Origin of the sequence: Paenibacillus phocaeensis (genome assembly GCF_900021165.1) — a bacterium.
In the GTDB taxonomy this organism is placed as follows: domain Bacteria; phylum Bacillota; class Bacilli; order Paenibacillales; family Paenibacillaceae; genus Fontibacillus; species Fontibacillus phocaensis.
The window spans coordinates 90,990-117,522 of sequence record NZ_FCOQ01000030.1 but is presented as its reverse complement, the minus strand read 5'-3'; the positions used below and the strand labels follow the sequence as shown (position 1 = coordinate 117,522).

The following is a 26,533-nucleotide window of genomic DNA, read 5'->3' as shown; positions in this document are numbered from 1 at the left end:
GACGTGGCGATACGTCAAGATTGGGTTGGGAAGGCGAAGCAACTGATACCGCAACTTCTGGAAACGACGGTGTATCCTCAAGAGACGATTCAGGTTTACCCCGACCCCGTTGCGGTTCAAGGATGGGGCAAGGACTCTTTGGAGCCGTATGAGCGCGTATTGAAGCAATCGTTGGGTACGGGGGACAGTTTTATCCTTGATTTCGGAGATCATCAAGTGGGTTATGTCACCTTCAAAATCAAAGCGGTGGGGAGTCCGCAAGACGCTCCGCTCCGCTTGAAACTGATCTTTGGCGAAATGCTTTGCGAGATTGGGGAAAATTTCGATGATTATGACGGCTGGATCAGCCGATCCTGGCTGCAGGACGAAATCGTCAATATCGACGTATTGCCCTGCGAACTGAAGCTGCCAAGGCGCTATGCTTTCCGGTATCTGAAGGTTATCGTTCAGGCAACCTCGCCCAAATACAAAATCCTATTCGAGGAGATTTATTGCACCAGCGTGAGTTCGGGCGATCCCAGCGTCATCCACCCGCTGCCCGGGCATTTGCCGGCGGATCTGCTGGCGATGGACCGGATCGGAATCAAGACGCTGCAGGATTGCATGCAGACCGTGTTCGAAGATGGTCCGAAGCGGGACCGGCGCCTTTGGATCGGCGATCTGCGGCTGCAGGCCCTGGCCAACTATGTTACCTTCGGAAATTTGGATCTGGTCAGAAGATGCCTTTATTTGTTTGGCGGCATGACGCTGGAACGAGGAGAGGTTGGAGCCTGCCTGTTTGAAAGTCCGGAGCCTCACGTCGACGATACGTCGTTGTTTGATTACTCGTTGTTTTTTGTCGCGACGCTGCATGATTATTATGCGGCATCGGGGGACGTGGAACTGTTGCGGGAGCTTTGGCCGGTTGCGCGCGAACAACTGGAACTGGCTTGGGATAAGGTCGGAGACGACGCGATTGTCGCGGATGATCCCGGTTGGTGGTGTTTCGTGGATTGGCATCAAGAGTTGAACAAGCAGGCTGCGGCACAGGCTATCTTCATTTATTGCCTCAAACGGGGGCTGGTCCTCGCCAAGGCGCTTGGGTGCGACGACGACCGGGAAGCCTTGGCTGTCCAAATCGAGCAACTGAGCAGGGCGGCGTTGACGCATCTCTACGATCCGGACCAAGGATTTTTCACAAGCGGTGCGGAACGTCAAATCTCCTGGGCGTCGCAAATTTGGATGGTTCTGGCCGAAGTGCTGGAGCCCCAGGACAATAGCGACCTGATGAACCGATTGTTCGAGCGGCGGCCGCCGATCGCTCCCAATACGCCTTACATGTACCATCACTTGATTGAAGCGCTGCTTGTAGCAGGTCAGAAGGAGAAAGCGCTGGAGCAAATGCGGGCTTACTGGGGAGAAATGGTGCGGGATGGCGCGGATACCTTCTGGGAGGTGTACAACCCGCAGGAAAAGAAGCTGTCCCCGTACGGCAGCAACCTGATCAACAGCTATTGCCATGCGTGGAGCTGCACGCCAACGTATTTTATACGCAAATACTTTGTTTGAGCGGAGCCGGATTGTGCGAGAAACCCTGTCCTTTTTGAAGGATCAGGGTTTCTCGGGTTGTACGGTTTGCTCTCTTCTTCGAAGATTATGAAACGGCCTTCAGTCCAACCACGCCCACGACAATGATGATGAGACTGATCATGCGCCCGATACTTTTGGATTCACCAAAAAAGATCATGTTGACCAGAACGGCCGCCGAAGTCCCTAATCCAATCCAGACCGCATAGGCGACGCTGACTTGAAGATCGTTAAATGAAGCGTAAAGAAACGCAAAAGATCCTCCAAAACCGCCAAAGAACATCAGCAAATTCATCATCGATTTTCTTTGGCTGAATTTTTTTAAACCGACGACGCCAACCAACTCCAACATCGCAGCAACAAATACGAATAACCAACCCATCTTACCGAGCTCCTTTTGCCGATTCGGATTCCGGCTTGTTATCGGATAGTTTCAAGGCAATCACTCCAATGACCAGAATCCCCATAAATATGCCTTTGGCCACGCTGAATTCCGCATCGAAAAGAAGGATATCCATTAGCGCCGTGCCCACGGTGCCGGCTGCGGCAAAGACAGCATATACGGTGCCTGTCGGCAATGACTCGCATGCTTTGGAAAGAACGTGCATGTCAATGAGAATCACTGCTACAATGATCCCCCAATGCCACCAAGTATCGGCAACATTAAAGCCAAACACCCAAAACAACTCAAGTAGCGAAGTAAAAAGGACATAAATCCAACCTTTGTTCATCAGTCTCATTTCCTTTCCATTCAAATGAATGAATGTCAGTCATTTTATTGCAAAAAAATTGAAGAGGTTATTCGGGACTCTTTCTTCAGGTTGCCCGTAATGATCTTTGGATAAATTGAAATACCCGGGTCTTATAGACGTCCAGGGGCTCCTCTTGTTCAAGTCCGATATAAAATCGTTCGGCAGCATTCTCAATGAGATTGATCAGCAGTTTGGCCGTCCATTTGGCGTGAAGGTCAGGGATGATCTCATGGTTTCCGGCTGCTTTCGATAAGATGTCCTCGAACCAATCATAATAAGGAGCATAGATGGCTTCCCATTTCTCCATGGAATGCTCAATCGCAAGCCCGGAGTAACATAGCACCAGGATTTCTTTGTAGGCATCGGTGATGCTGAAAGTCTCGTCGATGACGACCTTCAACACGTCCCAAATGCTTGCTTGATCCTGCGCTTGATCTTTGATTTTGCCGAAAGTGAGGGATAGAAGATGATCGGCAATCGCCGGAATTAACGCTTTTTTGGAGGGGAAATACAAATAAAACGTACCTTGGGCAACCCCCGCCTTTTTTACGATATCGGAAATAACCGTCTTCTCGTATCCTTTTTCTGTAATGACATTCATGGCCGCGTTCAAAAGGAGCTTGTATTTTCCGTCCGTGGGATTTGCCAAATGCGTTCCCCTCCTCGATTATTTATGAATGATTGTCATTCATTATAGAAAAGGGGGATAGGATTGTCAACAAGTTATTCCCAGCAAGCGCGTCGGATTCTATTTTGATCGACATGCGGAAGAGCCGCTTGTCCGAATGCGGTGGAGGACGATCCTTTATAGCATGTTGAACTTTTTTTGGTACGGGTATAACCTTTTAGCAGGCTTGCCCATCTAATCTTACAGAGGGCCCTCAAAAGGAGTTGAAATTCGTGCAACAAGATATGGTACTGGAAGTCAAGCGCGCGCAGCGGGGGGATCGTGAGGCGTTTATCCGGCTCTTCCGGAGGCTGGAACCCGAACTGTACGGTTTGGCGAGGTCCATTGTAGGACGTGATGAAGACTGTGCGGACGCATTTCAGGAAACGACGCTTAAAGCTTATAAATCATTGTCGACATTGCGGCAGCCGAAATATTTTAAAACCTGGGTAATTCGGATTTTAATCAATGAATGCAATCAATTGCTGCGCATGCGCAGTAGAACCGTCGTGATGGCGGAGCTGCCGGAACCGGCGGGAGCGGCGCGGTTTACCGGGGAGTATGAAGAGAACCGCAAGCAGGATCTCCGCGAGGCGGTGGAAAACCTGGACGAAACTTTAAGAATCGTTATCCATCTTTTTTATTATCAGGATTTGCCGATCAAAGAGGTCGCGAGCGTGCTGGAAATTTCGGAGGGAGCTGTCCGGGGGCGCCTGCATAGGGCCAGAGGAATATTGGCCGACAAGGTTAAGCGAATGGAAATGGAGGAGTTGGCTTATGAAAAAGCGTGATCTTGAAAAAACGCTTCGCGACATCGGCAAGGAACGATTGACCGAGGTCAGGGAGGTTCCCGATATCATTCGCCGCCGCCAGGATGAGGTTTACGCTTCCTTGGCCGATCTTCCGATGCAGACCCGAAGCGGCCGGAAATCCCGATTCTCTAGGACCTTTAAAGTGGGAGTGGCCGCCGCCGCCGCAATCGCCGTTTTGACGATCGGGCTGGGCAGTGCCATGGTGTCGCCGGCGCTGGCCGAATCGCTCAAAAATGTCCCTATCCTTGGCGGCATCTTCAAATTGGCCGGCGATCTGGGGCTGCAAACGGCAGAGGAGCACGGACTGGCCGAGGAAACGGACGCAAGCGTCACCCATGATGGAATTACCCTTCGTATCCCCCAGGTTGTTTATGATGGCATTCGCCTAACTTTGGCGGTCAAGCGCGAAGGGGAGGGGTTTGACGGGGGAATTCTGGACCATAAGTTCGTAGGTGAAGGCCGGGAGAGGGATGCGATTTACCCAAGAGGGGCTGTACGCGATTGGGAGATGCTTATCGATGGCCAACCAACTTATAATTCTAAAAATCATAAATTTAGTTCAAAAGGAGGGCCGACAGCCGATCCCAATGCGGCGCTGTACGAGTTGTCGGCCATTTCGGAAACGGGCGATTCGTCACAGATTCTTCCCGATCGTTTTGTGCTGACGGCCAAATTTTGGCTGGAAGGCGTTGAGGAGCCGTTCGTTTTCGAACTGCCCGTTCGCAAAAACACGGATCGTTTCGTTGAAACCTTTGGAGAAACGAGAAAGTGGAACGGGATTACGCTTACGCTTCAGCAAATCCAATATACGCCGATTACGACGAAGGTGGTTTTCGACATCAATGTAGAAGATAAAGCAAGTAGACCACTTAGAAATAATTTACTGTTCGATCTGTGTGACGATCAAGGCAGAAATCTGGGATTGGTAGGTGGCGTGGGGATCTACTACGATAACGGACAGATGCACGCGCGGTATGAAATGCTGTTTGACCGGCTGCAGGAGGTTCCGGATACGGTTATGCTCAAGTCGTTTCAGCCTGAATATATTGACCCGTCGACCAAGCCGGGAGAATCGGGGCAATATAAAGTCGACAGCAACGGAGAAGTCGTTAGAAACTACGTGAAGGAACTGGAGATTACCGTTCCGGTAAACCGGTCGGGTTTGGAAAAACTGTATGGCAATTAGAATTAACCCGGGGAAAAGGCAAGGGCAAAATGATTAAGAACTATATCAAAGAGCTGGAAATGACGGTTAATATTAAGTAAAAGTCAAATCCGGTTAGCGAGGGGCCTGCAGCAAATCGTTGCAGGCTTTTACAATTTTACGCTCAGAATATAACGTTTTGTATTACTTATCCATCTAATCTATAGAGCGCTCAAAAAAGAAAAGAAATTTGTCCAGGACATAAAAAGGGAATTCTCGAAAATCAATTTTTTATGGAGGGCTTTCAATGAAAAAAACATATAAAGTGATGACTACCGCAGCTTTAATGGGGATGCTGCTCGGCGGAACGGCTTGGGGAACAGTGGAAGCAGCCGGTTCGGTAAAGGCTAAAGCGCCGGCAGTGAGCAGCGCGGCGCAAGCTTCCGTGGCCAAAGCCGACAGCGTTACCCACAACGGCATTACGCTGACCGTCAGCAAAGCGCTGTATGACGGCAACTATGTCAGCCTTACGCTGCAGCGGAGCGGTACAGGGTATACCGGCGGCATCACCGAAGGGAAGTTTAATGAAGCGACCGAGGAATACGAGCAACCCAAAGGCGCGATTAAGAACATTGAAATGTTTATCGACGGCAAATCCATCTACGAGTTCGGCGGGGGAGGCCTAGGAGAAAGACCGAGTCTCGGCTGGGGACCGTCTTCCGCATCGGATACGGTGGAAGTTAAAATGGTCGATCCTTCCTGGATCGGCACCAATGGCATGACTTCCCCGGCTTTCCCGGACAAGTTCAAGTTAACCGCGAAGGTCACCCTGGAGGGCGTGGATCAGCCGTATACTTTTGATTTTTCATTGCAAAAAAACGCGGATAATCTGCAAGCCCTAAAGCCGAATCTGACGAAAAAACGCGGGGATTACAGCGTCACCTTAAGCAAACTTAATGCGACATCGACCTCCACCCGAATTCAGTTGATCGAGAAAGGGTTGAAAAAAGGCGAGCATTCGCACATCTTGTATGAAGTTGTAGATGACCAAGGTAACCTGCTGGACCAAAAGTCCGGTTTAGGAACCGACGAGAAAAACAAAAATGGCGATATGTATACTGACTATGTGCTCAGTTCCCTGGGGAAAGACGCTAAGTCGATCACAATCAGAGCTTTCGAGCCCGATTTCGTACCCGATAATCCAGGCGATCCGTCATCTCCCGGCATCTATAAAACGGACAGCAGCGGCAAACTCATTAAGAACTATATCAAAGAGCTGGAAATGACGGTTAATATTAAGTAAAAGTCAAATCCGGCAGTGGGCGGGCCTGCAGCAAAGCGCTGCAGGCTTTTAAATTTTCACGCACAAAATATAACGTTTTGGTGTACTTATCCATCTAATCCAATAGAGAGCTCAATGAAGAGCGAATTCTCGAAAATCAAATTTCATGGAGGGGTTTTTTGAATGAAAAAAACATATAAAGTGATGTCCTCTGCGGCACTGGCCGGCGCGCTGCTGCTCGGTACGGCCTGGGGGGCTGCGGAAGCGGCCGGGCCGACCGCGGCAGCGACTTCAGCGGCGAAAAGCGGCGGGACGCTGAGTGCGGCCAAGGCCAAAGCTCCAAGCGTAACCCAGCAAGGCATTACGCTGGAGATTTCCCAAGCAATCTATGACGGCAACTATGTCGGCATTACCCTGAAGCGGAGCGGCAAAGGGCTTACCGGCGAAATAAATGGAAAATATGATGAAAAGACCCATGATTATATTTATGAGAAAGGTGCAATTAAAGACCTCAAGCTCTTTATCGACGGTAAATCCGCTTACGAGTATGGAGGTGGAAAGTCTATGTCCCAAAGACCAAGCATCGTATGGGAGCCGGGCGCTACACCGGACACGATGAAAATTTCAATGGTCGATCCATCCTGGCTTGGCGGCAGCCTCAAAGCGTTTCCAGATAAGTTCAAGCTTACCGCCAAAGTGACTTTGGAGGGTGTGGACAAACCGTATACGCTTACTATGACGTTGCAAAAAACCAAGGGCAAGGCTTTGAAACCAAATCTAACGAAAAAACGTGGGGACTATAGCGTTACCTTAAGTAAACTTAATGTGACATCGACCTCTACCCGAGTTCAGTTGATTGAGAAAAGGTTAGATAAAAACAAGTCTTCGCATATTATGTATGAAGCTGTGGATGATCAAGGGAACGAGATAGCGATGATTTCAGGTCATGGAAGTGACGAGAATAACAAAAATGGCGATACGTATAATGACTTTGTGTTCAGTGCTTCGGGCAAAGGCGCCAAGTCGATTACAATCAAAGCATTCGAGCCCGATTTCGTACCCAATAATCCAAACGATCCCAATTCTCCCGGCATATTTAAAACGGACAACAACGGCAAACTGATTAAGAACTATATCAAAGAGCTGGAAATGACCGTAAAAGTAAAATAATCGTCTTTATTGGTTTGCTCTGTGCGCCGAGTATTATGGCCCGAGCAAACCTTTTTTAGTTACACTTAAAAAGAACGGGTATGACAAAACCCGACGATAATCGCCAAAGGAGGGATGCCGAAAAAACAAAGATTACTTGCTTGCTGCCTACCGAATATTAACGAGACTACGGGAGATGGCAAAATAACTCACTACCGAGCTCGAATTAGGCTTAAATCGCTTTCCGGAAAAGTTTAATTATTTAATTTGACGGTGGGGATCGCGCTTACTCCGCAATAACCTCCTGATTTTTTAACACATTGATTTTATAATTCATGCCCCATTCATACATGGACTCCAGGATCGGCATCAGGCTTTGGCCGTGTTCGGTGAGCGTATACTCCACTTTGGGCGGAACCACGGGATACACCTCGCGATGGACGATGAGATCCTCCTCCAGCTCCCGCAACTGATTGACGAGCATGCGTTGGGTAATTCCGGGAATGAGGGAACGGAGTTCGTTGAACCGTTTGGTCCCCTCCTTGCCAAGATGCCACATAATGAGCATTTTCCACTTCCCTCCAATGATATGCAGGGTCAGCTCCTTTTCGCAGTTAAACGTTCTTTCATCAAATCTTCCCACGTTATCTCACCTCCAATCCCATCCTACCATACAGATTCCTATTTGACACTATTCCACAAAAAGGGGAGTACAGTATACTTCAGGACAATAGGTGCGGATCAAGGACGTATAGTTATTTTCAAGTTACTATATGTGTTTAAAGTGCGTACTTACATGGTTTGCAGTTCGCGGTTATGATGGGCTTACGTTCACCACATTCTAAATCATGGAGTGATAACAATGGAATTGCAGTTGGCGCTTGATCTTGTCAACATCCCGGAAGCCAAGCAAATTGTCGCCGAGGTCCAGGAGCATATCGATATCGTGGAAATCGGAACCCCTGTGGTTATCAATGAAGGCCTCCGCGCGGTCAAAGAAATAAAGGAACAGTTCCCGTCGTTAAAAGTGCTGGCCGATTTGAAAGTGATGGATGCCGGCGCATACGAAGTGATGAAAGCCGCGGAAGCCGGCGCGGATATCGTAACCGTTCTGGCGGCGACGGACGACGCTACGATCCGGGGCGCTGTGGAAGAAGCCAAAAAGCATAACACGAAAATTTTGGTGGATATGATCAACGTAAAAGATATCGAAGCCCGCGCACGGGAAATCGACGCATTGGGCGTGGACTACATCTGCGTTCATACCGGTTACGATTTGCAGGCGGAAGGCCAAAGTCCGTTTGAACAACTGCGGATCATCAAGAACGTCGTGAAAAATTCCAAAACGGCGGTGGCTGGCGGAATCAAGCTGGACACCTTGCCCGACGTAATCAAGGCCAATCCCGATCTTGTCATCGTCGGTGGAGGCATCACCGGACAGGCCGACAAAAAGGCCGTGGCCGCAGAAATGCAAAGATTGGTTGCTCAGGGGTAACGCGCGGATGGATACCGTGCAGTACGCCGCAAAAATTATCGAAGAGCTGCAGCATGCCGTCTCCTTTATTCAGGAAGCCGAAGCAGATCGGTTAGCGGACCGCCTGCTTCAGGCCGATAAAGTGTTTGTGGCCGGCGCGGGCCGCTCCGGGTTCATGGCAAAATCGTTTGCCATGCGGCTGATGCAAATGGGCCATAACGCCTATGTCGTCGGCGAAACGGTGACCCCAAGCATCGGCAAGGGCGACTTGCTAGTCATCGGCTCCGGATCCGGAGAGACGAAAGCGCTGGTCAGCATGGCGCAAAAGGCGAAAACGCTGGAAGCCGGGGTAGCGCTCGTCACGATATTCCCCGAATCCGCCATCGGGAAACTGGCCGACGTGATCGTGCGCCTGCCGGGCTCTCCGAAGGATAAGGAGATTAGCCGATCCAATACGATTCAGCCTATGGCCTCCTTGTTTGAACAAACGCTGTTGATTTTTTACGACGCGGTCATTTTGAAATGCATGGAACGCAGAGAGATTACAGGCAGCGAGATGTACGACAGGCACGCAAACCTGGAATAACGCCGCAGCAGCCCATTGGATTCATTTCTAATGGGCTTTTTTGTTTTATTTTGCCAACTATTTAAATTTGAAAATATACAAAATGCGGTGATAGGTGTAAAATGACATTACTTGAGACGAATGGACGAGCACTTCGCCGGTGTGTAATTTGTTATGTGAATAAATGCGCAAAGTTGCGGAGGATGTCTCAAGTAAAGAGGCACATGGTGATGCCAATTCGAGATAGAACACATAGGGGAGATGGGACAACCATGAAGTTTGGGGCAACCGGAAGAAGAATGATGCTGCTGCTGGCGTTGGTGCTTGTCGTCAGCATCCTGAGCGCAGCGTGCGGAAGCAAGACGAATCAAGCCGGAACAGGCAGCGAGGGCAATCCAGCGGCGGCGCAGACGGCGGGAGACGCGCAAGGCGAAGATACGGGAGCGAAGCTGCCGGAGCTGTCGCTGGGCCTCTTGCCCTCGATCGATGCTATTCCGTTCATTATCGCCCATGAGCAGGGTTTTGATCAGAAACGCGGGGTGCATCTGAACATCCAAACCTTCAAAAGCGCCAAAGATCGCGATGTCGCGTTTCAAGCCGGGAAGGTTGATGGGCTAAGCGCCGATCTGGTCGCCATTTCAATCTATAATGAAGCGGGGCTGAACGTCAAAATCACCAGCACGACCTTCGGGGAATTCGATCTGCTGACCGGCAATGACGAAATTCAGGACGTGAAGGATCTGAAGGGCAAAACCGTGATCCTGTCCAAAAACACCTCCACGCAGTATACCGTTGCCATGATGCTGAAACAGGCCGGTCTGACGGAGGAGGATATCCAAGTAACGGAAGTGCCGCAAATTCCAACCCGGCTGGAGCTGCTGAAAAATAACAAAGCGGACGCCGCGGTTTTGCCGGAGCCGTATGTCACGATGGGAACGGCGTCCGGCTTGCGCGTGCTCAGCTCCACGAGTCAGGCCCAGGTGAACCCGTTCGTGCTGGCCTTCCCGCAAAGCGCGATCGATGCCAAGCCGGAAGCGATCCGCGCGATGTACGCCGCTTATGACGATGCGGTAGCGTACATGCAAGCCCACGATCAGAAGGATTATATCGACCTGGTGATCAAGGAGGTCGGCTACCCGACAGCGTTGAAGGACCAAATTAAGGTTCCGGCTTACATCCCGGCGAACCAGGTCGATGTCAAAGAGGTCGAGGCGGCTTTTGCCTGGGCCCGCGAGAAGGGTCTGCTGACCCGAAACCTCACCCCCGAAGAAGTGATCTCCGATGTCCAATTCAAGCAATAACGGGCTAAGCGTAAAGGGGCTTGAGGTCGAGTACAAGAGCGGGGAATTGGCACTGGGCAGAGTGGATTTCACCTTGCCGGAGCATGGGATTTACACCCTATTGGGACCTTCCGGGAGCGGAAAATCCACCCTGCTGCGCGCTGTATCCGGCCTCCTGCCGGAATACCGGGGGGAGCTGCTGTTCAATGGGCGATCGCTGCGCGGGCAGGATATTCTGATTGGTCTGGTGCCGCAAAATTACGGCCTGCTCCCTTGGAAGACGGTAAGGGCCAACATCAGGGTGGCGATGAAGATCGCGAATCCCACGGGGCAGGACAAGCAAGCACGGGAGGCTCAAATTGACCGATGGCTGTCTGCGATGGGCATCGCAGAGTTGGCGGAACGTTATCCGTTGTCGCTGAGCGGGGGACAGCAGCAGCGGGTGGCGATTGCGCGGGCCTTTGCGATTGTGCCGTCGATTTTATTGCTGGACGAGCCGTTCTCTGCGCTGGATGCGATGACGCGGGAAGCGCTGCAGCAGTTGTTCCTGGAGCATTGGCGGGACAACCCGGCCACAGCGCTGTTCGTGACGCATGATGTGGACGAGGCCGTTCTGCTGGGACAGAAGATCATCATGCTCCCCTCCAACAAGCGCGAGGCGCCGGAGATTATCGACAACGAGGCGGTATTCGGGCTGGAATACGAGGAGAAGCGGGCCAGCGACGCTTTTTTTGCCCAGATCAAGAGAATCAGAAAGGTTATGCAGACGAAATGGTGAATCAACGACGGCTTATTTATATATTCCGATTACTACTAGTGTTCCTGGGGATAAACGCGCTATGGTACGCGGCGTATTTGCTGGTGAATCATCCGATCTTGCCCGGTCCGCTGGAAGTCTATCGGGCCATGGGACAGCTTGGCGGAAGGGAGGTCGCGCTGAATGTCGGCTACAGTTTGATGCGCATTTTTGCCGGTGTCCTGCTGGCGCTGGTCGCCGGCTTGCTGATCGGACTTCTGATGGGGCGTTCGCCGCTCTGGAATAAACTGCTGGACCCGGTGGTGTATTTGACATACCCGGTGCCGAAGATCGCACTGCTCCCGGTGGCGATGCTGTTCTTCGGGCTTGGCGAGACGTCCAAGATCCTCATGATCATGCTGATCCTGTTGTTCCAGATTATCATTTCCGTACGGGACGGAGTTAAAGCAATTCCCGCAAACGCCTATGAGGTCCTGACAACCATCGGTGCCGGGGCCGGTCAGAAATTTTGGCATATTACCCTTCCCGGTGCGTTGTCCGTGATCCTCAGCACGATCCGCATCTCGCTGGGCACGGCGATTTCGGTCCTGTTCTTCACGGAAATCTACGGCACCGAGCATGGCATGGGTTTCTTTATCATGGACGCCTGGCTGAGGCTCGATTATCCGCAAATGTACGCCGGCATCCTGCTGTTCAGCCTGGTCGGATTCGTCCTGTTCCTGCTGGTGGACCTCCTGGACTATCGTTTCATGAAGTGGCGAAACCATTGAAACTATAAGGTTGTTCAAAAAGTCATGTTCCCATGATGAAGCAGAGCAGATGCAGTGGATTCGACTCAAAGTCGAATCTTGACGCCCGAACACACGTTTGTTATGATCCACTATAGGAATATAACTTTGCACAGGGAGGTACACAATGTCCGAGGATAGACTGGATCGCATCGAGGATATGCTCTCTCAACTGATTGGGATGGTTGGCAAGGTGGTTACTGAACAGCAGAGTATGAAGGCAGACATGGTCGTGATGAAATCAGATATGAACGAATTAAAGGCGGACGTGAATGAATTAAAGGCGGACATGACAGTGATGAAAGCGGACGTGAATGAATTGAAGGCGGATATGGACGAATTGAAAGGTGTTGTCCATTCTGTAGACGAGCAGCTGGCGCGGATCGAATCGGAGCCGGGCAACGTTCCCGAGACCATGAGGTACTTGATGAACAAGGCCTCGGAGCATGATCGCGATATTTTTTTATTAAAGGAAAAAATTCTATAAATTTTGAGAACTCCAACAAACCGGATCCTGGTTAGCATGAACCTACATCTGCATCTAGCAGATGTTTTTTTATTTTTCCCAAAGTATATTTTGAGGTTGCATTATCTACCAAAATTAATTAATCTATGCCATGTAAACATATTCCATAATATTTAAATTAAAGGAAATGAACGAATGAGGAGGAAGGTATTGTGAAGAAATCATGGGTTTTCTTTATGGCGTTAGTTATTGTTTTATGTTCCCTTCCGCAGGCATCGGCAAGCGCGGCGAGCGCTCCGCCTCCAACCTGGCAAGAGCACTGGTTTGAGCATAAGGAGTTGCTTAAGTTGGTCGACTACAATGATGAGGTGGCGGTTTATGTAGATGGGGATATCGACCCGAATCAAATAGGCTGGATTCATTCGACCGCTGCCGATGTATGGAGATACACCAAGCAAACTTATGGCCCGATGGGCGGGGATGGTCGGCTTTATGTCGTTCTCCATAACAAGAAGTATAGCGGCGGCCACCCAGGCTACGCTTATAACGCCGACCATGACTACCGTAATGTCATCGATATCGGCGGCTCCGACTTCAAGAGTCCAAGCGGTTGGAATTTGGATGTCCTGGTCCATGAGGTGGCCCATATCGTAGAATTCGCGACCAATGGCACGAAGGGTTCTCCCGCCTTCAGACTGTGGGGAGACAGCAAGTGGGCTGAAATTTATCAATATGATGTTTATAAAGCATTAGGATTAAACAGCGAAGCCCAGCGAATTTACAACAGCTTCACCAGCAAGGCGGAAAATTTCCCGCAAGCCGGAACCTACTGGTTTAAAAACTGGTATTATCCGATTTATAGCAACCATGGAGGGAAGCAAGTGCTGACGAGATACTTCCAGTTGCTGGCTCAGCACTACCCGAAAAATTCGTCCGGTCAGTATACGAGAAATATGAATATGGGCGAGTACGTACACTTTATGAGTGGCGCGGCTAAGGCTGATTTGAAAGCTCTCGCCGTCACGGCTTTCGGCTGGCCCAGTGAATTCGAAAGCCAATACCAGGCCGCACGCCGAGAGTTCCCTCAAGTCACCTATGGGGAGACGATCTCGGAAGGGGCCATCTTCTACGGAGATGCCAATTACGGGGGGTATGCCGTAACGCTTGGGACAGGCTCCTACAATTACAATGAAATGGTAGCGGCCGGTATTGCAAACGATACGCTTTCTTCGTTGAAGGTGACTCCCGGCATTAAGGTCACTCTCTATGAACATTTGAATTTCGGCGGTGCGCAAAGGGTGGTTACCTCGGACGCCGCATCTCTCGGAGATTTTAATGATAAGACGTCTTCCCTCAAGATTGAAAGAATACCTGTCGTTTATAAGGATGCCAATTACAAGGGGGCCGCTGTCAGCCTGGATGTGGGCAGTTATAACGTAAGCGATCTTGCCGCTAAGGGAATCCCTAACGACTCGATCTCTTCCCTAAAAGTACCGAGCGGCTACAAGGTTACCCTTTATGAGCATGGAGATTTCCAGGGAGCAACCAAAGTATTGCTGAGTGATACTTCCTATCTCGGTAACGACTTTAACGACAAGACTTCTTCCATAAAAGTAGAGCGTACCTCATAAATCATGAGTTACGGAGGGTTACGGTATTGAGAAGTTTATACTTCATTAACGTGAACCGTGTAAATGACCGCCTTTTTGTAGGCGGTTTTCTTTTTTCAACACCAGAACTAACGTGTGCGGAAACCTATTGACGCGATCTGGGCGACATGGTAATATTTCACCGAACAACTAACATGTTAGTAACAAAAATAGCATGTTAGTATGTTAGTTAACGTTGTTTTATTCCTATTTTTTGAGGAGGGCATTTTGTGGATGCAGCCAATGTTGTAATCGGTTTCATGATGGTCCTGTCGTTTTTTGGGCTCGTGTGGTATTGCGTGAAGGGGTACAACCTGATGGTTGGCTTCTTTATCATGTCGGTCCTATGGACGGCGATCGCTTTGATCGGCAATGCCATTTCGCCGAACTCCATGATGGAGGGACAGACCTGGGTTTCCGTGCTGACAAATGTGTTTCAGACGGGACCCGAAAACTATGGCAAAGCCATACTTGTAAACGTTTTCTTCGGTGCATTCTTCGGCAGAATCTTGATCGACACCGGCATCGCCGCCACTCTAATTCGCAAAGTGGTGGAATTGGGCGGAGACAAACCGCGGGTGACCATGTCGCTGCTTTGTATTGTGACAGCCGTGATTTTCACCTCTATGACCGGCATCGGGCCGGTGATTTCTATCGCCGTCATCGTCTTGCCGATCATGTTGTCGCTCGGCATTCCTTCGCCGATCGCCTTATTTTCCTTCATGGGCTCCATTATGGCCGGGATCTTCGGGAATATCGTGAACTTCAAACAGTATCAGGCCTTCTTCGCTACCGCTAACGAAAGCTATGCCAGCTATGATTATAACGACTATTTCACCTTCGGCATGATCGCGATGGGCGTCTCGTTGATCATCGTGCTCGTTGTGGCCAACCTCGCTATGAACACCAAGAAGCTCTCCCGCGCCTGGGCGGCTGAGACGCCTGAAGAACAACATTCCAGCGATGCGCCGGCCATCTCCTGGATTGCAATCATCCTGCCAGTCATCGGTGTGGTTCTGTTCAAAATTCCGATCATTTTCGGATTTATCGCTGCCGGCTTGTTCGCTTTGTTGACCTGCGGCAAATTAAAGGGCGGCTTCGCCAGCATTTGCCGCATGTTATCGAAGCAGTTTGCGGACGGGGCGATCGATGTAGCGCCTATGATCGGGTTCCTGCTGACGCTCGCCATGTTCAATAATGCGGCGACCTACGCAGCGCCCTACTTTAAAATCCTCTTCGGCGGAGTGATGCCGCAGACGGCGCTCTTGCTCTGTATCGTATTTGCCGTCTTAACGCCGCTCGGCTTCTTCCGCGGCCCGATGAATCTGGTCGGATCGGGGGCGGCCATTCTGGCCGTGGTCGTAGCAACGGCCGCCTGGCCGGTGCAATTCTTGTATCCGTTATTCGCTGTGACGACAGTTGCGCCGCAGCACTTGGACGTGACCCAGTCCTGGGTTGCCTGGGGCTTCGGCTATACGAAGGTGCCGGCCAGAGAATATATGAAGATGTCCATTCCTACGGGCTGGATCATCGGGATTCTTCTTTGCGCCGTCGTGTACGTGATGTACGGCAGTCTGGTTTAACAGAGCAGCCGGCTGCCGCCTTTGGGGGAGCCGGCGATTCAAGGATGGGAGGACAAACATGAGCAGAATGATTCGCATGGGGATAGACGTAGGAGGAACGCATACCAAAGCCGTGGCCATCGACAACGAAACCCACGAGATTATCGGCAAATCGTCCGTGAAGACGACGCATGACGATGTTCGGGGCGTGGCCGCCGGGGTTGTGAAATGCTTCCAGAACTGTCTGAAGGAAAATCAGATCCGGCCGGAAGACGTCGTGTTCGTCGCGCACAGTACAACGCAAGCGACCAACGCGCTGATCGAAGGCGATATCGCCCAGGTTGGCATTATCGGCATGGGCAAAGGCGGATTTGAAGGTTTCCTGGCCAAAAAACAGACGAAATTGTCCAATATCGACTTGGGGAACAACAAGCAGATTCAAATTTACAACCGCTTTATCAATGTCAAGAAAATGGCAAAGGAGACCGTGCCGCAGGTCATTGAAGAGCTGGAACGGATGGGAGCGCAGGTGATTGTCCCGTCCATGGCCTTTGGCGTCGATCACGGCGGACCCGAGCAGCATGTATACGAGGAAGCGGAGAAAAAAGGGCTTCCCACCACGATGGCGTCCGATATCACGAAGTTGTACGGGCTGACCCGTCGAACCCGAACAGCGGCGATTAACGCCAGCATTCTTCCCAAAATGTTGGATACGGCCAATTCCACGGAGCAATCCGTTCGGGAAGCCGGCGTGCACGTGCCCTTGATGATCATGCGCGGCGACGGCGGGGTCATGGAGATCACCGAAATGAAGAAGCGCCCGATTCTTACGATGTTGTCCGGACCGGCCGCTTCGGTCATGGGCTCTTTGATGTATCTAAGAGCCTCCAACGGGGTGTATTTCGAGGTGGGCGGCACGACAACCAATATCGGCGTCATCAAGAACGGCCGCCCGGCGATCGATTACTCGATTGTCGGCGGTCATCCCACCTATGTCAATTCACTGGATGTACGGGTGCTCGGCGTAGCCGGGGGATCGATGGTGCGCGCCGACAAAAACGGGGTGATTGACGTCGGTCCGCGGTCTGCGCACATCGCCGGGCTTGATTATGCGGTATTTACCGATCCGGCCCAAATCAAAGGGCCTAAGGTTGAATTCTTCTCGCCCAAACCCGGCGATCCGGCGGACTATGTGGCGATCCGCCTGGAGAGCGGCGAGCGGGTGACGATTACGAATTCCTGCGCGGCCAATGTGCTTGGACTGGTGAAGGAAGAGCACTTCTCCTACGGCAATGCGGAAGCGGCGCGGAAGGCGATGCAGGCGCTGGCCGATTATTGCGGCACGACGGCCGAGGATATCGCCGGGCAAATCATGGCGAAAGCGTATGCGAAGATCGAACCGGTCATTTTGGCGTTAGCGGAAAAATACAAATTGGAGAAAGATCAGATTTCGCTGGTTGGCGTCGGGGGCGGGGCGGCTTCGCTGATCGTCTATTTTGCGGAGAAAATGGGGCTGAAATACAGCATTCCCGAAAACGCCGAGGTCATCTCTTCGATCGGCGTCGCTCTCGCCATGGTCAGGGACGTGGTGGAGCGGATCATTCCATCGCCGACCAAAGAGCAGATCGGCGCGATCAAAATGGAAGCGATGAATAAAGCGATTCAAAGCGGGGCCACGCCGGAGAGCGTGGAAATCCATATCGATATCGATCCGCAGACCTCGAAGGTCACGGCGATCGCCACCGGTTCCACGGAAGTGAAAACCAATGAGCTGCTGAAGGAGTGCAGCGAGGAGGAACTCCGGGAAATTGCCGCAAACGATATGCGGATTCCCGTCGAGCGGACGCAATTGCTGGAGAAGACGCGGTATTTCCATATCTTCGGCGAACAGGTCGACAAAGCGGGAGACGCCGGTGCCATTCGGATTCTGGACAGCAAAGGATTCATCAAAATTCAACGTGGCCGCGCCATGGCCATCAAGACAACCGCCGGCGAGTATTTGCGCGCCGTGAAGAAATTGTGGGAAGACATGGCCGTCTACCGGACGGAGCTGATTGCCCGGCCGGACTATTATTTGTGCATCGGCGCGCGGGTAATGGATTTTACAGCATCCGAATTTGAACAATTGGAGCTGCTCATGGAGATCGAAGTGTCCACCTTTGAACCGGATACGGAGATGATCGTGATCGCTGCCAATATGAAGCAAAGTTGACGTGCCGAAAAGGAGGGGAGCATGGGGGAGCCAAATCGGTTGGAAGATAAGCTTGCGACGTTGCTGCGGGTGGACGACGACACTTGGGGAGCGTATGCCTTATCCAGAGATCCGCTAAGCCGCCGGATCCGGCCGGAACAAACCGCGGAGCTGACGGCCAAAGCGGCGCTTTGCGGCAAACAATACGCCCGGCGTATGATCGAGGAATACGGCTGTACGGATGTACGCCGGCTTGCCGACAAACTAAAGTTAAAGATCGAGCTCAAGGAGACCTCCATGACGGGAAAACGCCTCCTGTTCGCCTGCTATACGCCGCCGGACAACATCGTCATGATGACGGAACCCGCGCGCCGAGCGGCGCGGCGGGTGTCCGCGGAGGCAGCGGGTTTGGTTGATCTATTTCGGCAAGATGATATAATGAATACTATCTTGGGGCATGAAATTTTTCATGCTGTGGAAGACCGGTTTGCAACCGAAATTTACACGCGAACCGCGAAAATTCGCTTATGGCATTTTCTCGGGCTCAAGAACGATTCTACGATCCGCGCTTTGAGTGAAATCGGCGCTATGGCGTTTACCCGGGAACTGAACGGACTGCACCATTCTCCGTTTGTTCTGGATTATCTGTTGTATTGGAGTTACGATTCTTCCGGTGCGGAGAGCATCTATCGTGATGTTGTAGGCGTGAGTTCGGGAAGGTGTAGGGAAGCCGTTGAATATTATGAATAACAGCAGTTCATTGAATGACGTCACTTACAATAGAATCAAAGAGGACATCATGAATATGACGTTGGAGCCGGGCATGGATGTGAGCGTCCAGAAGTTGTCCGAACGTTACGGCGTCAGCCGGACGCCGGTGCGGGAAGCCGTCGTGCGCCTGCAGCAGTCCGGGTTGGTGGAAATTTATCCGCAGCGCAAAACGGTGGTGTCCAAAATCGATGTACAGCGGGTGCGCGAGGAATGGTTTATTCGAACTTCGCTGGAATCCGCCGTGGTGGATGAATTCATCCGCAAATGCAGCGAGCTGGTGGCGGACACGCTGCAGGAATTGATCAGCAAACAGAAGAAATACATGGACAAGAAGCATTTTATCGAATTTTATCATAAAGACAACCGTTTTCATCAGCTGATTTTTGAGACGGCGGGGGAATCGCTGGCCTGGGATACGATCGAATCGGTAGCTTCTCATTACAATCGGATCTGTCTGCTGCACGGCAAGATGGAAGGCGCTCTGCCCTCCCACATCGAGCAGCACGAAAACATGGTTGCGGCCATTCGCCGCCGCGATGCGGGAGCTCTGCGCCAAGCCGTTACGGAACATTCGGGCAGCCTGCTCGAGCAGGTGAACCGCATGGCCAAGCAATACCCGCAATTTTTCTGAAAATATGCTCTTTTGTGAATAAGAAGCCGCAGTTCCCGTTAAGGGCGCTGCGGCTTTTTGCTCTAAAAGTCTGGGATACCCGGGTTCACGCTCCCTTTCACATGGCCGACTTGGACCTCCCCATTGCCGGATTGCTTGACGGTCACATCGCCGTCAACCTGGTCAATGTCGAGTTTGCCGTCTCCCACGTCGATGATCGCGGAGCCGCCGATCCGTTCTGCGGTTATTGCGCCGTTCACATTGGTAACATATAGGTCGGCCGCCGCGTTTTGTACATCGATGTTCCCGTCGCGGTTATGGATATGGATCTCTTCTCCAATGTTCTTAATATCGATCTTTCCGTTGACATTATCGATGCTGACCGCGGAGGCGAGGTCGGAAATGCGGATGGCTCCGTCCTGATGCGAGAGGATTTGAACCGATAACGCAGCAGGAAGCGTGATTCTCAGGTTCACCGTTCCCTTTCCGCTGGCTAAAAACTGTCCTTTGAAAAAGGCCTTCAACCGAGCTTGGCCATCGCTCTCTTCGAGCCCCAGCTGGAGCTTGTTCGGATCGATATTTCCGGAATGGCTGATTTCGGCGGCAACCTGAATCGTTTCGCTCCTTGCATCACCAATAACTTCTATATCGCCGTTTCGATGGTCGATGACGAGCGATTTCAGCGAGGCCGCGTTCAATTGCAATGCTTGGCTTTCGGTCTTCGTTTCCGTCTCCGATTGACAGGCGGATAGCAGAAACAAAGCGGCGATTAGGAGCAAGTATTGAGTGTATTTCATATTAACCTCCAAGTTAAAGATTGATTTGGGCCAATTTCGCGTTTAAGCCACATCACGTTTGACAAAAGCAGGATAGGAGACCAAATGCATCACGATTAGATGAAGCAGAATAAACACGGCCGAAAACCCGAAGGACATGCCCGTGACGGAGGGATCGTCAAAAACATATTGGGTGAGATTCGTATGCGAAAAAACGAAATATTTGGTCCATCCCCAACCGTTCATCGCCGTTGCGATAACAAATCCCGCCACGGTCATAAGCAGGGAGATGACGATGGAGAAGGTTGAGCTCTTGAATGCCGCAGAAATCATAAACGCTAAAGTAACCGTCAGCAGCAGAAACGGGATTTGCAGTAAGTAGGCTTCGAATAAGGCCTGAATAATCGTGGTTTGTTCCACAACGCCGTTCTGAACGTAGTGGTATGGACTACCCAATCCTTGAAAACCTAAAACCACGCCTCCAAGAACTACGGAAATCACCGCTCCGATTGACAATAGAGCAAGCCCGAAAAGAAGGCAGGCCATGTACTTGGAGAAATAAATTTTGGTCCTACTCGCGGATCGCGTCAGCAACAGCTTGATGGTACCGCTGATGAATTCGGCGGCCACAATTTCTCCGGCAATAATGACGGAAATGAACGAAACGGCGATCATCAGATTTCCTGCCTGGTCTACGGCAAAACTCCAGGTGTTTATTGAAGGGGGCAGATCCGTATCCAGATGATACTGGTTAAGCAGGATGTTTTTTTGCGCCTGCTTGAGTTCAATGGGTAACGCGTCCGGCTCGTTCATCTCAAGCTTGAGAAAGGCGATTTCCTGTTCAAGTTGGCTGCGCCAATCCTCTTCGACAACGGCGCTGCCGGAAGACTTCAAATTCACAAACTGAATAAGGGTGAACAAAACGACGATGCCGATTAAAATCCAGTTGCGCTTTCTTTTGTAAATCTTCATATTTTCATTGCGAATCAGGTTGATCATCTGGCCTTGTCTCCTTCCGTCATTTCCAGAAACGTATCCTCCAAAGAGGGTTTGAGCGTATGGACGCCATAGATTTGGATACCGGCCGCCATCAGTTTCTGGGTCAGCTCGGGTATTCTAGCTTTCGCGATTTGTAGGACGATATGATCGTTGTCTCTTAAAATCTCCAGACCCGCGGTCAAGCTTTGTAGAAGTTGGACAGCCGCCTCGGGCCGGTCCACTTCAAATCGGACTTGAAGTTCGTCCGTTTGCGCCAATGCGGACAAGTCGCGGATGCCGATTAATTTGCCCTGCTGCAGCACCGCCACGCGGTCGCACATCATCTCCATCTCCGACATCAGGTGGCTGGATATCATAATGCCCACTCCTTCCTGACGGGCCAAGTGGATCAGATGCGCCCTAAGCTCGCGGATGCCCGCCGGATCCAGACCATTTGTAGGTTCGTCCAGCAGGAGTAGAGAGGGTTTGTGAATAAGAGCGATTCCTAGGCCCAAACGCTGACGCATACCGAGGGAATAAGTCCCCACTTTGTCATGAATGCTGTGTTCCAAGCCAACCAGGGTGACGATCTCTTTAATTCGTTGTTCGGTTACGCCTTGGCTCATTCTCGCAAAATGAACCAGGTTGTCATATCCCGATAAATACTTGTAGAGATCGGGATTTTCAACAATCACCCCGATGCTGTTCATCGCCTTCGCATGATCGGTTTTCGTATCGACGCCATTAATGACGATCCTTCCCGAGGTCCTGCTCATCAGGCCGACGATCATACGAATCGTTGTGGTTTTGCCGGCGCCGTTCGGACCGAGCAGCCCGAGAATTTCCCCTTTGTTCAGAGTTAAGGTGAGGCCATCAACGATCGTTTTCCTACCGATTTTTTTGCTGAGCTGATCGATTTGCAATACGGTCACTTCCGCACACTCCTTTTGTTTTCACGTATGGAATAGGCTATAATTCAATGTTAGTCGCGTAACATGGTCATCCTACCGAACAGACTGTCATATGAACCAGTTACAAACTGTCACTACCTTTCGTGACAATGCGAAAAGCGCTATAGGGAAAGGTTTATTCGATCAGGACAGGGGAATGTATGTATGTTGGAACGTTTTAATATCGGCGGGAAATGGTCATGGCCGGATTGGGTCATGCTGTGTATTCACGGCGTTTGGGTCACCGCGGTTTTGATCTTTATGTATCAAGATCAGCCCGATTTTCCGTTGGGATTCGTGTTGCCGGTACTCCTGGCCAGTTATTTATTCCCATTCATTCTGGTTCATTACAAATTTCCGCTTTATCTTACGGCCGTACTGATCCTGGCTGGAGGAACTTCGATCCTGCTGGCTTACAACTTCGGTTTGCTTCGATTGTTCCTCCCCGTCCTTCTTATACTCGGGTTTTACACCCGCGGGAGAGGCCATGCTTTGGCATTACCGTTAGCTGTAGGCATCTTTGTAATAAGTGCGACGGCACCCGGCAGTCCGCTTGCGTCACAGCGCCCCTTCTGGGGGCAGAGCGTAGCGGACGCGCTGGTGCTTTATGGTGTCGGTTTTGCTCTGCAAAAAGGGGCGGTCGCCATTAACAACATCAGCAACAAACTTGCCGTTGTGAAAGAGCAGTACATGATCCTGGAGCAATATTCGTCCCAGATCGAAAAGATGACGCTGCTCGAGGAACGCTACCGTTTGGCCCGAGAACTGCACGATACGATCGGGCATAGCTATACTTCATTAATTCTGGGCATGGAAGCGCTGCGGTCCCAAATCGGTTCGCCGGAAGGGGAAGAGAAGCTTGGCGCATTGCTGAGCTTGGCCAGAAACGGGCTGGATGAGATCAGGCGCCAAGTCCATCGCATGGACCCTGTGGAGGAATCGGTTTCGCTGGATCAGGCGCTGATGCAAATGATTGAAGAATTCAAAACGAGTACGGGGATTCGCGTGTTTTTTCGGACGATGGGTCAGCCTTACCCGGTCATGAAGCAAGCCAAGCTCGTGCTGTACCGCTGCCTTCAGGAGTCTCTGACCAATGCCAGCCGACACGGTCGCGCCAGCCGGATTGAAGTAACGCTTCAATACGATGCGGCTTCGCTCATGCTGCAAATCCAGGATAACGGTGCGGGAAGCTCGAAGCTTCAATATGGGTTCGGCCTGAACGCGATGCGTGATCGTCTGTCCGCCCTGCAAGGGAATCTGTATATTCACTCCCATGAAGAACAAGGAACCCTCGTCACCTGCGCCATACCTAACCGGGCCCATGAGGGGACCGATCGCATCCGGGTGCTTATCGTAGACGACCAACTGCTGGTGCTCGAAAGTCTGAGACTGCTGCTTGGCGAAGAAAAGGATATGCAGGTTCGCGTGGCCGGTGACGGGAGGCAGGCGATGGAGGCCTGCGAGCGGGAACTGCCGGATCTCATCTTGATGGACATCCACATGCCGGAAATGAACGGCCTTCATGCCACCAGGCTGGTGAAGGAGAAATGGCCGGAGGTCCGCGTCATCATGATGACCACGTTGGATGAGGTCGACGTTGCGGCAGAGTCGCTGCGCCTGGGGGCGGAGGGGTACCTGTTGAAGTCGGTGCATCCGAAGGAACTCGCGGCGACGATCAGACTCGTGTATAGCGGGGGCACGATGATCTCGCCGCATGTCGCGCAGCAGCTTTTTCAGCAGCCGGAGAACAACGTGGCCAATCCTTACGGTTTAACCGAGAGAGAACAGGATATTCTTCAGTGCCTGACGGAAGGGATCCGGAACAAGGCGATTGCCGAGAGGCTGCACCTGTCGGAAGGGACGGTCCGCAATTATATTTCATCGATTTATCTCAAGCTGCAAGTGAACGATCGCGATGCGGCTGTCGCGAAAGCCAAAGAGGAACAGCTCTGTGCCAAAAGCTCCTGAGATGCGGGATGAAATATCCTGATTTTTTGCCTGCATCTCCCATCATACCAGTTCCACGAATAGGTAACAGAAAACTGGCCCATCCAGGGACTATAATCTCTGGATGGGCCAGTTTCGGATTCATCGGAACGATTTTCCACCAAGAACAAGCGCGAAATATTCGATATTTCGGGTTAAGAAGTCCTTGTTATCAAAGGATAAGTTTTGAATTTGATCGTTCATATCCCGTAAGAACGCAGCCATATCCGAGGTGTCGGCTCCTTCAAACCGGTTGTCGATTTTCGTGTTTTTCAAGACGGCATCCGCCTGGTCGATTTCGGCGCGGTATTCTTCCAGCCATTTCGGATTTTGCGCCAGCTTTTGATTAAAATCCCGCAAGATTTGTGCAAAGCCTGCGCCGCTGCCGCCGTTTACGGCATCTTGAAGGCTCTCGGCCACTTCGCGCGCGGATTCCGGATCATGCTTCTTCATTAAGTGATCGATATCGACATAATCATCGGGAGCGCCCTCCGGTTTGCGATGGAGTTCGATATAGCGGGCTTGTCCGGTCTCCGGATCGACCGTTCTGGTTTTCGCGTACGCCGCGATCATGTCCATGGTAGACAGAAACCGCTTCGCTTCATCTTCCGTCATGTAATTGTCCGCAATGAATTTCGCCTGGGACAGCCCGCTCTCCAGCAGCGCGGCCCGTTGGCTTTCGTCCGAGACGGAGCCGTCTGGGACAAAGTTGGAGCTGATCAAGTAATTGACCGCTTCTTCCACTTCAGGCGGTTGTCCGGTGAGCAATTGCTCCAAGGAAGCATCGATTTCGGAAGTGAACATCGGCCGGATCGAATGATGTTTGACCGCGCCTACAGGCAATTGCCGATCGGTGATCCCGGCGGCCAGTCGCTTGCCCGCCTCGCTGATCTCCACGCTGTCGTGTCCCGGAAGGGCGGGACCGGTTTCCAGTTTGGCTTGAGGGTCCATTGAGTTGCTATCCCGTTGTTGCGTGTAGAGTCTTGGAAGCGATGGGATAACCTGACTTTCGATTTTCATGTTATACCTCCCTATACATCCTGCCGCGAAAATAAAAAACCTATATCTCTATTAACGGCATATCTTGTTCCGTATTTTACACGCCGCTTTTCCCTAACACCGGCTTCTATCTACACTCCTCCATGTACGAAGGATCGCTCTTGAAATACCCCCCGCATTTTGATAAAGTAAACACAAGCTATTTTGCAATGCAAGATAGCTTTATAGATGGCATCTATATTGTTATGCAAGATAGTGGTGATCGAAGGGGAGCAGGTGGTCTTATTGTCGGTGCGAAGCCAGTTATTAAAAGGAATTCTGGAAGGTTGTATTCTCGCCGTGATCTCCAAGGAAACGATTTACGGTTATGAACTTACCATGAAGCTGCATGCGATGCGCATTGAAGTAAGCGAAGGTTCGATTTATCCGATTTTGCTCCGGCTTCAGAAGGAGAAGTGGATTGTCGGGGAAATGAAGAAATCGCCAAGTGGCCCGAACCGGAAATATTACACCCTCACCGAGAGAGGGAAGGAAGCCTTGGAAGAATTCAAGAAGCACTGGGAGAGCCTGAGGGATCCGGTGGACGAATTGCTGCAAAAGGGAGGCGGAGTGTGATGCTTATTCAAGAATTGATCCAAGAGAACAATAGAAAACGGGAGCTGCTGAACAAGGAAAATGAAAAGTACTATTCCGGCTTGCTGATTTACATCCGAACGAGCTTTCATAAATCAGAGCAGGAAACGGAAGAGATTTTAATGGAGGTGCTTGATCACCTCCTGGAAGCTCAAGGGGAAGGCCGTACTGCCGAAGAGGTGTTTGGAGACGACCCGAAGGCGTACGCCCAGGAAATTGCCGGCGAGCTCCCCACAGCTTTGCCTAAAGAAATGATAAAGCTAATCGCCATGACCGGTGCGATTTTTCTGGGGTTCTTTTCTTTTACTACAGGACTGCTAGGGACGATTTTCAGCTATGGGTTCGGTATGGGAAATACCGTTTATCGTATGTACTTGGGGAGTTTAGCGGTGGGTGCCGCCGGCTCTGTTCTTGTGGTTTACCTGTTTTGTGCCGCAATATTGCGGTATCTTCGTTGGTCCGCTTTTCGAACGGGCAACAGAAGATTAGAATTTGCGATGTTGTTTCTGATCAGCGGAGGCACCTTTGGTTTATTTCTGGCAGGCCTTTATTTCATGCCTTCCTTTGGCGCTCCTCTTGAGATTCCCGTTTACGGGTTCATCATCATTGGGGTGGTATTGTATGGGGTCGGGAAAGGGTTGGCGAAAAAATAACGCTGGATTTGAAAGTCCGGATATTCAGGGGATTTTGGACTTTGGCGAAGGCACTGCGGTACGGCTCGGCGGC

27 protein-coding genes are annotated in these 26,533 nt (G+C 51.2%); 19 read left to right on the top strand and 8 right to left on the bottom strand.

From position 1 onward, the window contains the following. Positions 1-3: 3 nt before the first annotated feature. Positions 4-1,548 carry an alpha-L-rhamnosidase-related protein gene (locus tag BN3795_RS19300; RefSeq protein WP_110945263.1) on the top strand — a complete coding sequence of 515 codons (1,545 nt, stop codon included), beginning with the start codon at positions 4-6 and terminating at the stop codon, positions 1,546-1,548. A gap of 85 nt (positions 1,549-1,633) precedes the next feature. On the opposite strand, the gene BN3795_RS19295 is transcribed toward BN3795_RS19300, so the two are convergent. The 3 genes from BN3795_RS19295 to BN3795_RS19285 all read right to left on the bottom strand — a co-directional run bounded on the left by BN3795_RS19295 (position 1,634) and on the right by BN3795_RS19285 (position 2,967). Then, on the bottom strand, positions 1,634-1,948 hold the full coding sequence (locus tag BN3795_RS19295; RefSeq protein WP_068786325.1) for a DMT family transporter: 315 nt from the start codon (positions 1,946-1,948) through the stop codon (positions 1,634-1,636). 1 nt (position 1,949) lies between these two features. Further along, complete coding sequence (locus BN3795_RS19290) at positions 1,950-2,297, bottom strand: DMT family transporter (RefSeq protein ID WP_068786324.1); 348 nt, start codon at positions 2,295-2,297, stop codon at positions 1,950-1,952. A gap of 85 nt (positions 2,298-2,382) precedes the next feature. Then, positions 2,383-2,967 (bottom strand): TetR family transcriptional regulator, encoded by a 585-nt coding sequence (locus BN3795_RS19285; RefSeq protein ID WP_110945262.1) that lies wholly within the window; start codon positions 2,965-2,967, stop codon positions 2,383-2,385. Positions 2,968-3,218: 251 nt separating this feature from the next. Here BN3795_RS19285 and BN3795_RS19280 point away from each other — a divergent pair, with 251 nt between their 5' ends. The 4 genes from BN3795_RS19280 (at position 3,219) to BN3795_RS19265 (ending at position 7,393) form a co-directional block, all read left to right on the top strand. Further along, on the top strand, positions 3,219-3,776 hold the full coding sequence (locus tag BN3795_RS19280) for a sigma-70 family RNA polymerase sigma factor (RefSeq protein ID WP_408635052.1): 558 nt from the start codon (positions 3,219-3,221) through the stop codon (positions 3,774-3,776). Then, entirely contained in the window at positions 3,763-4,983 is a 1,221-nt protein-coding gene (locus BN3795_RS19275; protein ID WP_068786323.1) for a DUF4179 domain-containing protein, read from the top strand. The genes BN3795_RS19280 and BN3795_RS19275 overlap by 14 nt, the downstream gene beginning before the upstream one ends. A gap of 265 nt (positions 4,984-5,248) precedes the next feature. Then, positions 5,249-6,244: a DUF5643 domain-containing protein gene (locus BN3795_RS19270; protein ID WP_068786322.1), complete on the top strand. Its 996-nt coding sequence runs from the start codon at positions 5,249-5,251 to the stop codon at positions 6,242-6,244. A 162-nt stretch (positions 6,245-6,406) separates the two neighbouring features. Next, the gene (locus BN3795_RS19265) at positions 6,407-7,393 is read left to right on the top strand and encodes a DUF5643 domain-containing protein (protein ID WP_068786321.1); all 987 of its coding nucleotides are present in this window, start codon (positions 6,407-6,409) and stop codon (positions 7,391-7,393) included. 265 nt (positions 7,394-7,658) lie between these two features. On the opposite strand, the gene BN3795_RS19260 is transcribed toward BN3795_RS19265, so the two are convergent. Continuing rightward, positions 7,659-8,015 carry a winged helix-turn-helix transcriptional regulator gene (locus tag BN3795_RS19260; protein WP_068786320.1) on the bottom strand — a complete coding sequence of 119 codons (357 nt, stop codon included), beginning with the start codon at positions 8,013-8,015 and terminating at the stop codon, positions 7,659-7,661. 219 nt (positions 8,016-8,234) lie between these two features. On the opposite strand from BN3795_RS19260, the gene hxlA reads away from it, so the two are divergent. The 11 genes from hxlA (at position 8,235) to BN3795_RS19205 (ending at position 19,506) form a co-directional block, all read left to right on the top strand. Continuing rightward, complete coding sequence (gene hxlA / locus BN3795_RS19255; RefSeq protein WP_068786319.1) at positions 8,235-8,867, top strand: 3-hexulose-6-phosphate synthase; 633 nt, start codon at positions 8,235-8,237, stop codon at positions 8,865-8,867. A gap of 7 nt (positions 8,868-8,874) precedes the next feature. Then, positions 8,875-9,432, top strand: coding sequence for a 6-phospho-3-hexuloisomerase (gene hxlB, locus BN3795_RS19250; RefSeq protein WP_068786318.1), 558 nt, complete (start codon positions 8,875-8,877; stop codon positions 9,430-9,432). A 251-nt stretch (positions 9,433-9,683) separates the two neighbouring features. Beyond that, the gene (locus tag BN3795_RS19245; protein ID WP_068786317.1) at positions 9,684-10,712 is read left to right on the top strand and encodes an ABC transporter substrate-binding protein; all 1,029 of its coding nucleotides are present in this window, start codon (positions 9,684-9,686) and stop codon (positions 10,710-10,712) included. Next, on the top strand, positions 10,693-11,469 hold the full coding sequence (locus BN3795_RS19240; RefSeq protein WP_068786316.1) for an ABC transporter ATP-binding protein: 777 nt from the start codon (positions 10,693-10,695) through the stop codon (positions 11,467-11,469). Before BN3795_RS19245 ends, BN3795_RS19240 begins: the two co-directional genes overlap by 20 nt. Then, positions 11,463-12,218: an ABC transporter permease gene (locus tag BN3795_RS19235; protein WP_068786315.1), complete on the top strand. Its 756-nt coding sequence runs from the start codon at positions 11,463-11,465 to the stop codon at positions 12,216-12,218. Before BN3795_RS19240 ends, BN3795_RS19235 begins: the two co-directional genes overlap by 7 nt. Positions 12,219-12,363: 145 nt before the next feature. Further along, the gene (locus tag BN3795_RS19230) at positions 12,364-12,723 is read left to right on the top strand and encodes a hypothetical protein (protein WP_068786314.1); all 360 of its coding nucleotides are present in this window, start codon (positions 12,364-12,366) and stop codon (positions 12,721-12,723) included. A 191-nt stretch (positions 12,724-12,914) separates the two neighbouring features. After that, positions 12,915-14,333 carry a beta/gamma crystallin-related protein gene (locus BN3795_RS19225; protein ID WP_068786313.1) on the top strand — a complete coding sequence of 473 codons (1,419 nt, stop codon included), beginning with the start codon at positions 12,915-12,917 and terminating at the stop codon, positions 14,331-14,333. 248 nt (positions 14,334-14,581) lie between these two features. Continuing rightward, entirely contained in the window at positions 14,582-15,934 is a 1,353-nt protein-coding gene (locus tag BN3795_RS19220) for a citrate transporter (RefSeq protein WP_232729982.1), read from the top strand. Between the two features lie 58 nt (positions 15,935-15,992). Continuing rightward, positions 15,993-18,125, top strand: coding sequence for a hydantoinase/oxoprolinase family protein (locus BN3795_RS19215; protein ID WP_068786312.1), 2,133 nt, complete (start codon positions 15,993-15,995; stop codon positions 18,123-18,125). Between the two features lie 21 nt (positions 18,126-18,146). Then, positions 18,147-18,854 carry a hypothetical protein gene (locus tag BN3795_RS19210; RefSeq protein ID WP_068786311.1) on the top strand — a complete coding sequence of 236 codons (708 nt, stop codon included), beginning with the start codon at positions 18,147-18,149 and terminating at the stop codon, positions 18,852-18,854. Continuing rightward, positions 18,847-19,506, top strand: a complete 660-nt coding sequence (locus BN3795_RS19205; RefSeq protein ID WP_068786310.1) for a GntR family transcriptional regulator — start codon at positions 18,847-18,849, stop codon at positions 19,504-19,506. The genes BN3795_RS19210 and BN3795_RS19205 overlap by 8 nt, the downstream gene beginning before the upstream one ends. A gap of 62 nt (positions 19,507-19,568) precedes the next feature. Here the strand turns inward: BN3795_RS19205 and BN3795_RS19200 are convergent, their stop codons facing one another. The 3 genes from BN3795_RS19200 to BN3795_RS19190 are packed head-to-tail and all read right to left on the bottom strand — an operon-like array spanning position 19,569 to position 22,171. Next, positions 19,569-20,282, bottom strand: coding sequence for a DUF4097 family beta strand repeat-containing protein (locus BN3795_RS19200; protein ID WP_068786309.1), 714 nt, complete (start codon positions 20,280-20,282; stop codon positions 19,569-19,571). 42 nt (positions 20,283-20,324) lie between these two features. Next, on the bottom strand, positions 20,325-21,260 hold the full coding sequence (locus tag BN3795_RS19195) for an ABC transporter permease (protein WP_068786308.1): 936 nt from the start codon (positions 21,258-21,260) through the stop codon (positions 20,325-20,327). Continuing rightward, complete coding sequence (locus BN3795_RS19190; protein WP_068786307.1) at positions 21,257-22,171, bottom strand: ABC transporter ATP-binding protein; 915 nt, start codon at positions 22,169-22,171, stop codon at positions 21,257-21,259. Before BN3795_RS19190 ends, BN3795_RS19195 begins: the two co-directional genes overlap by 4 nt. A 183-nt stretch (positions 22,172-22,354) precedes the next feature. Between BN3795_RS19190 and BN3795_RS19185 the strand changes: the two genes are divergently transcribed. Next, on the top strand, positions 22,355-24,157 hold the full coding sequence (locus BN3795_RS19185) for a helix-turn-helix transcriptional regulator (protein WP_068786306.1): 1,803 nt from the start codon (positions 22,355-22,357) through the stop codon (positions 24,155-24,157). A gap of 120 nt (positions 24,158-24,277) precedes the next feature. Here the strand turns inward: BN3795_RS19185 and BN3795_RS19180 are convergent, their stop codons facing one another. Further along, positions 24,278-25,195, bottom strand: coding sequence for a hypothetical protein (locus BN3795_RS19180; protein WP_068786305.1), 918 nt, complete (start codon positions 25,193-25,195; stop codon positions 24,278-24,280). Positions 25,196-25,459: 264 nt separating this feature from the next. Here BN3795_RS19180 and BN3795_RS19175 point away from each other — a divergent pair, with 264 nt between their 5' ends. Both BN3795_RS19175 and BN3795_RS19170 read left to right on the top strand, forming a co-directional pair. Next, complete coding sequence (locus tag BN3795_RS19175) at positions 25,460-25,789, top strand: PadR family transcriptional regulator (RefSeq protein ID WP_068786367.1); 330 nt, start codon at positions 25,460-25,462, stop codon at positions 25,787-25,789. Beyond that, positions 25,789-26,460: a DUF1129 family protein gene (locus tag BN3795_RS19170; RefSeq protein ID WP_068786304.1), complete on the top strand. Its 672-nt coding sequence runs from the start codon at positions 25,789-25,791 to the stop codon at positions 26,458-26,460. Before BN3795_RS19175 ends, BN3795_RS19170 begins: the two co-directional genes overlap by 1 nt. The last annotated feature ends 73 nt before the right edge of the window (positions 26,461-26,533 follow it).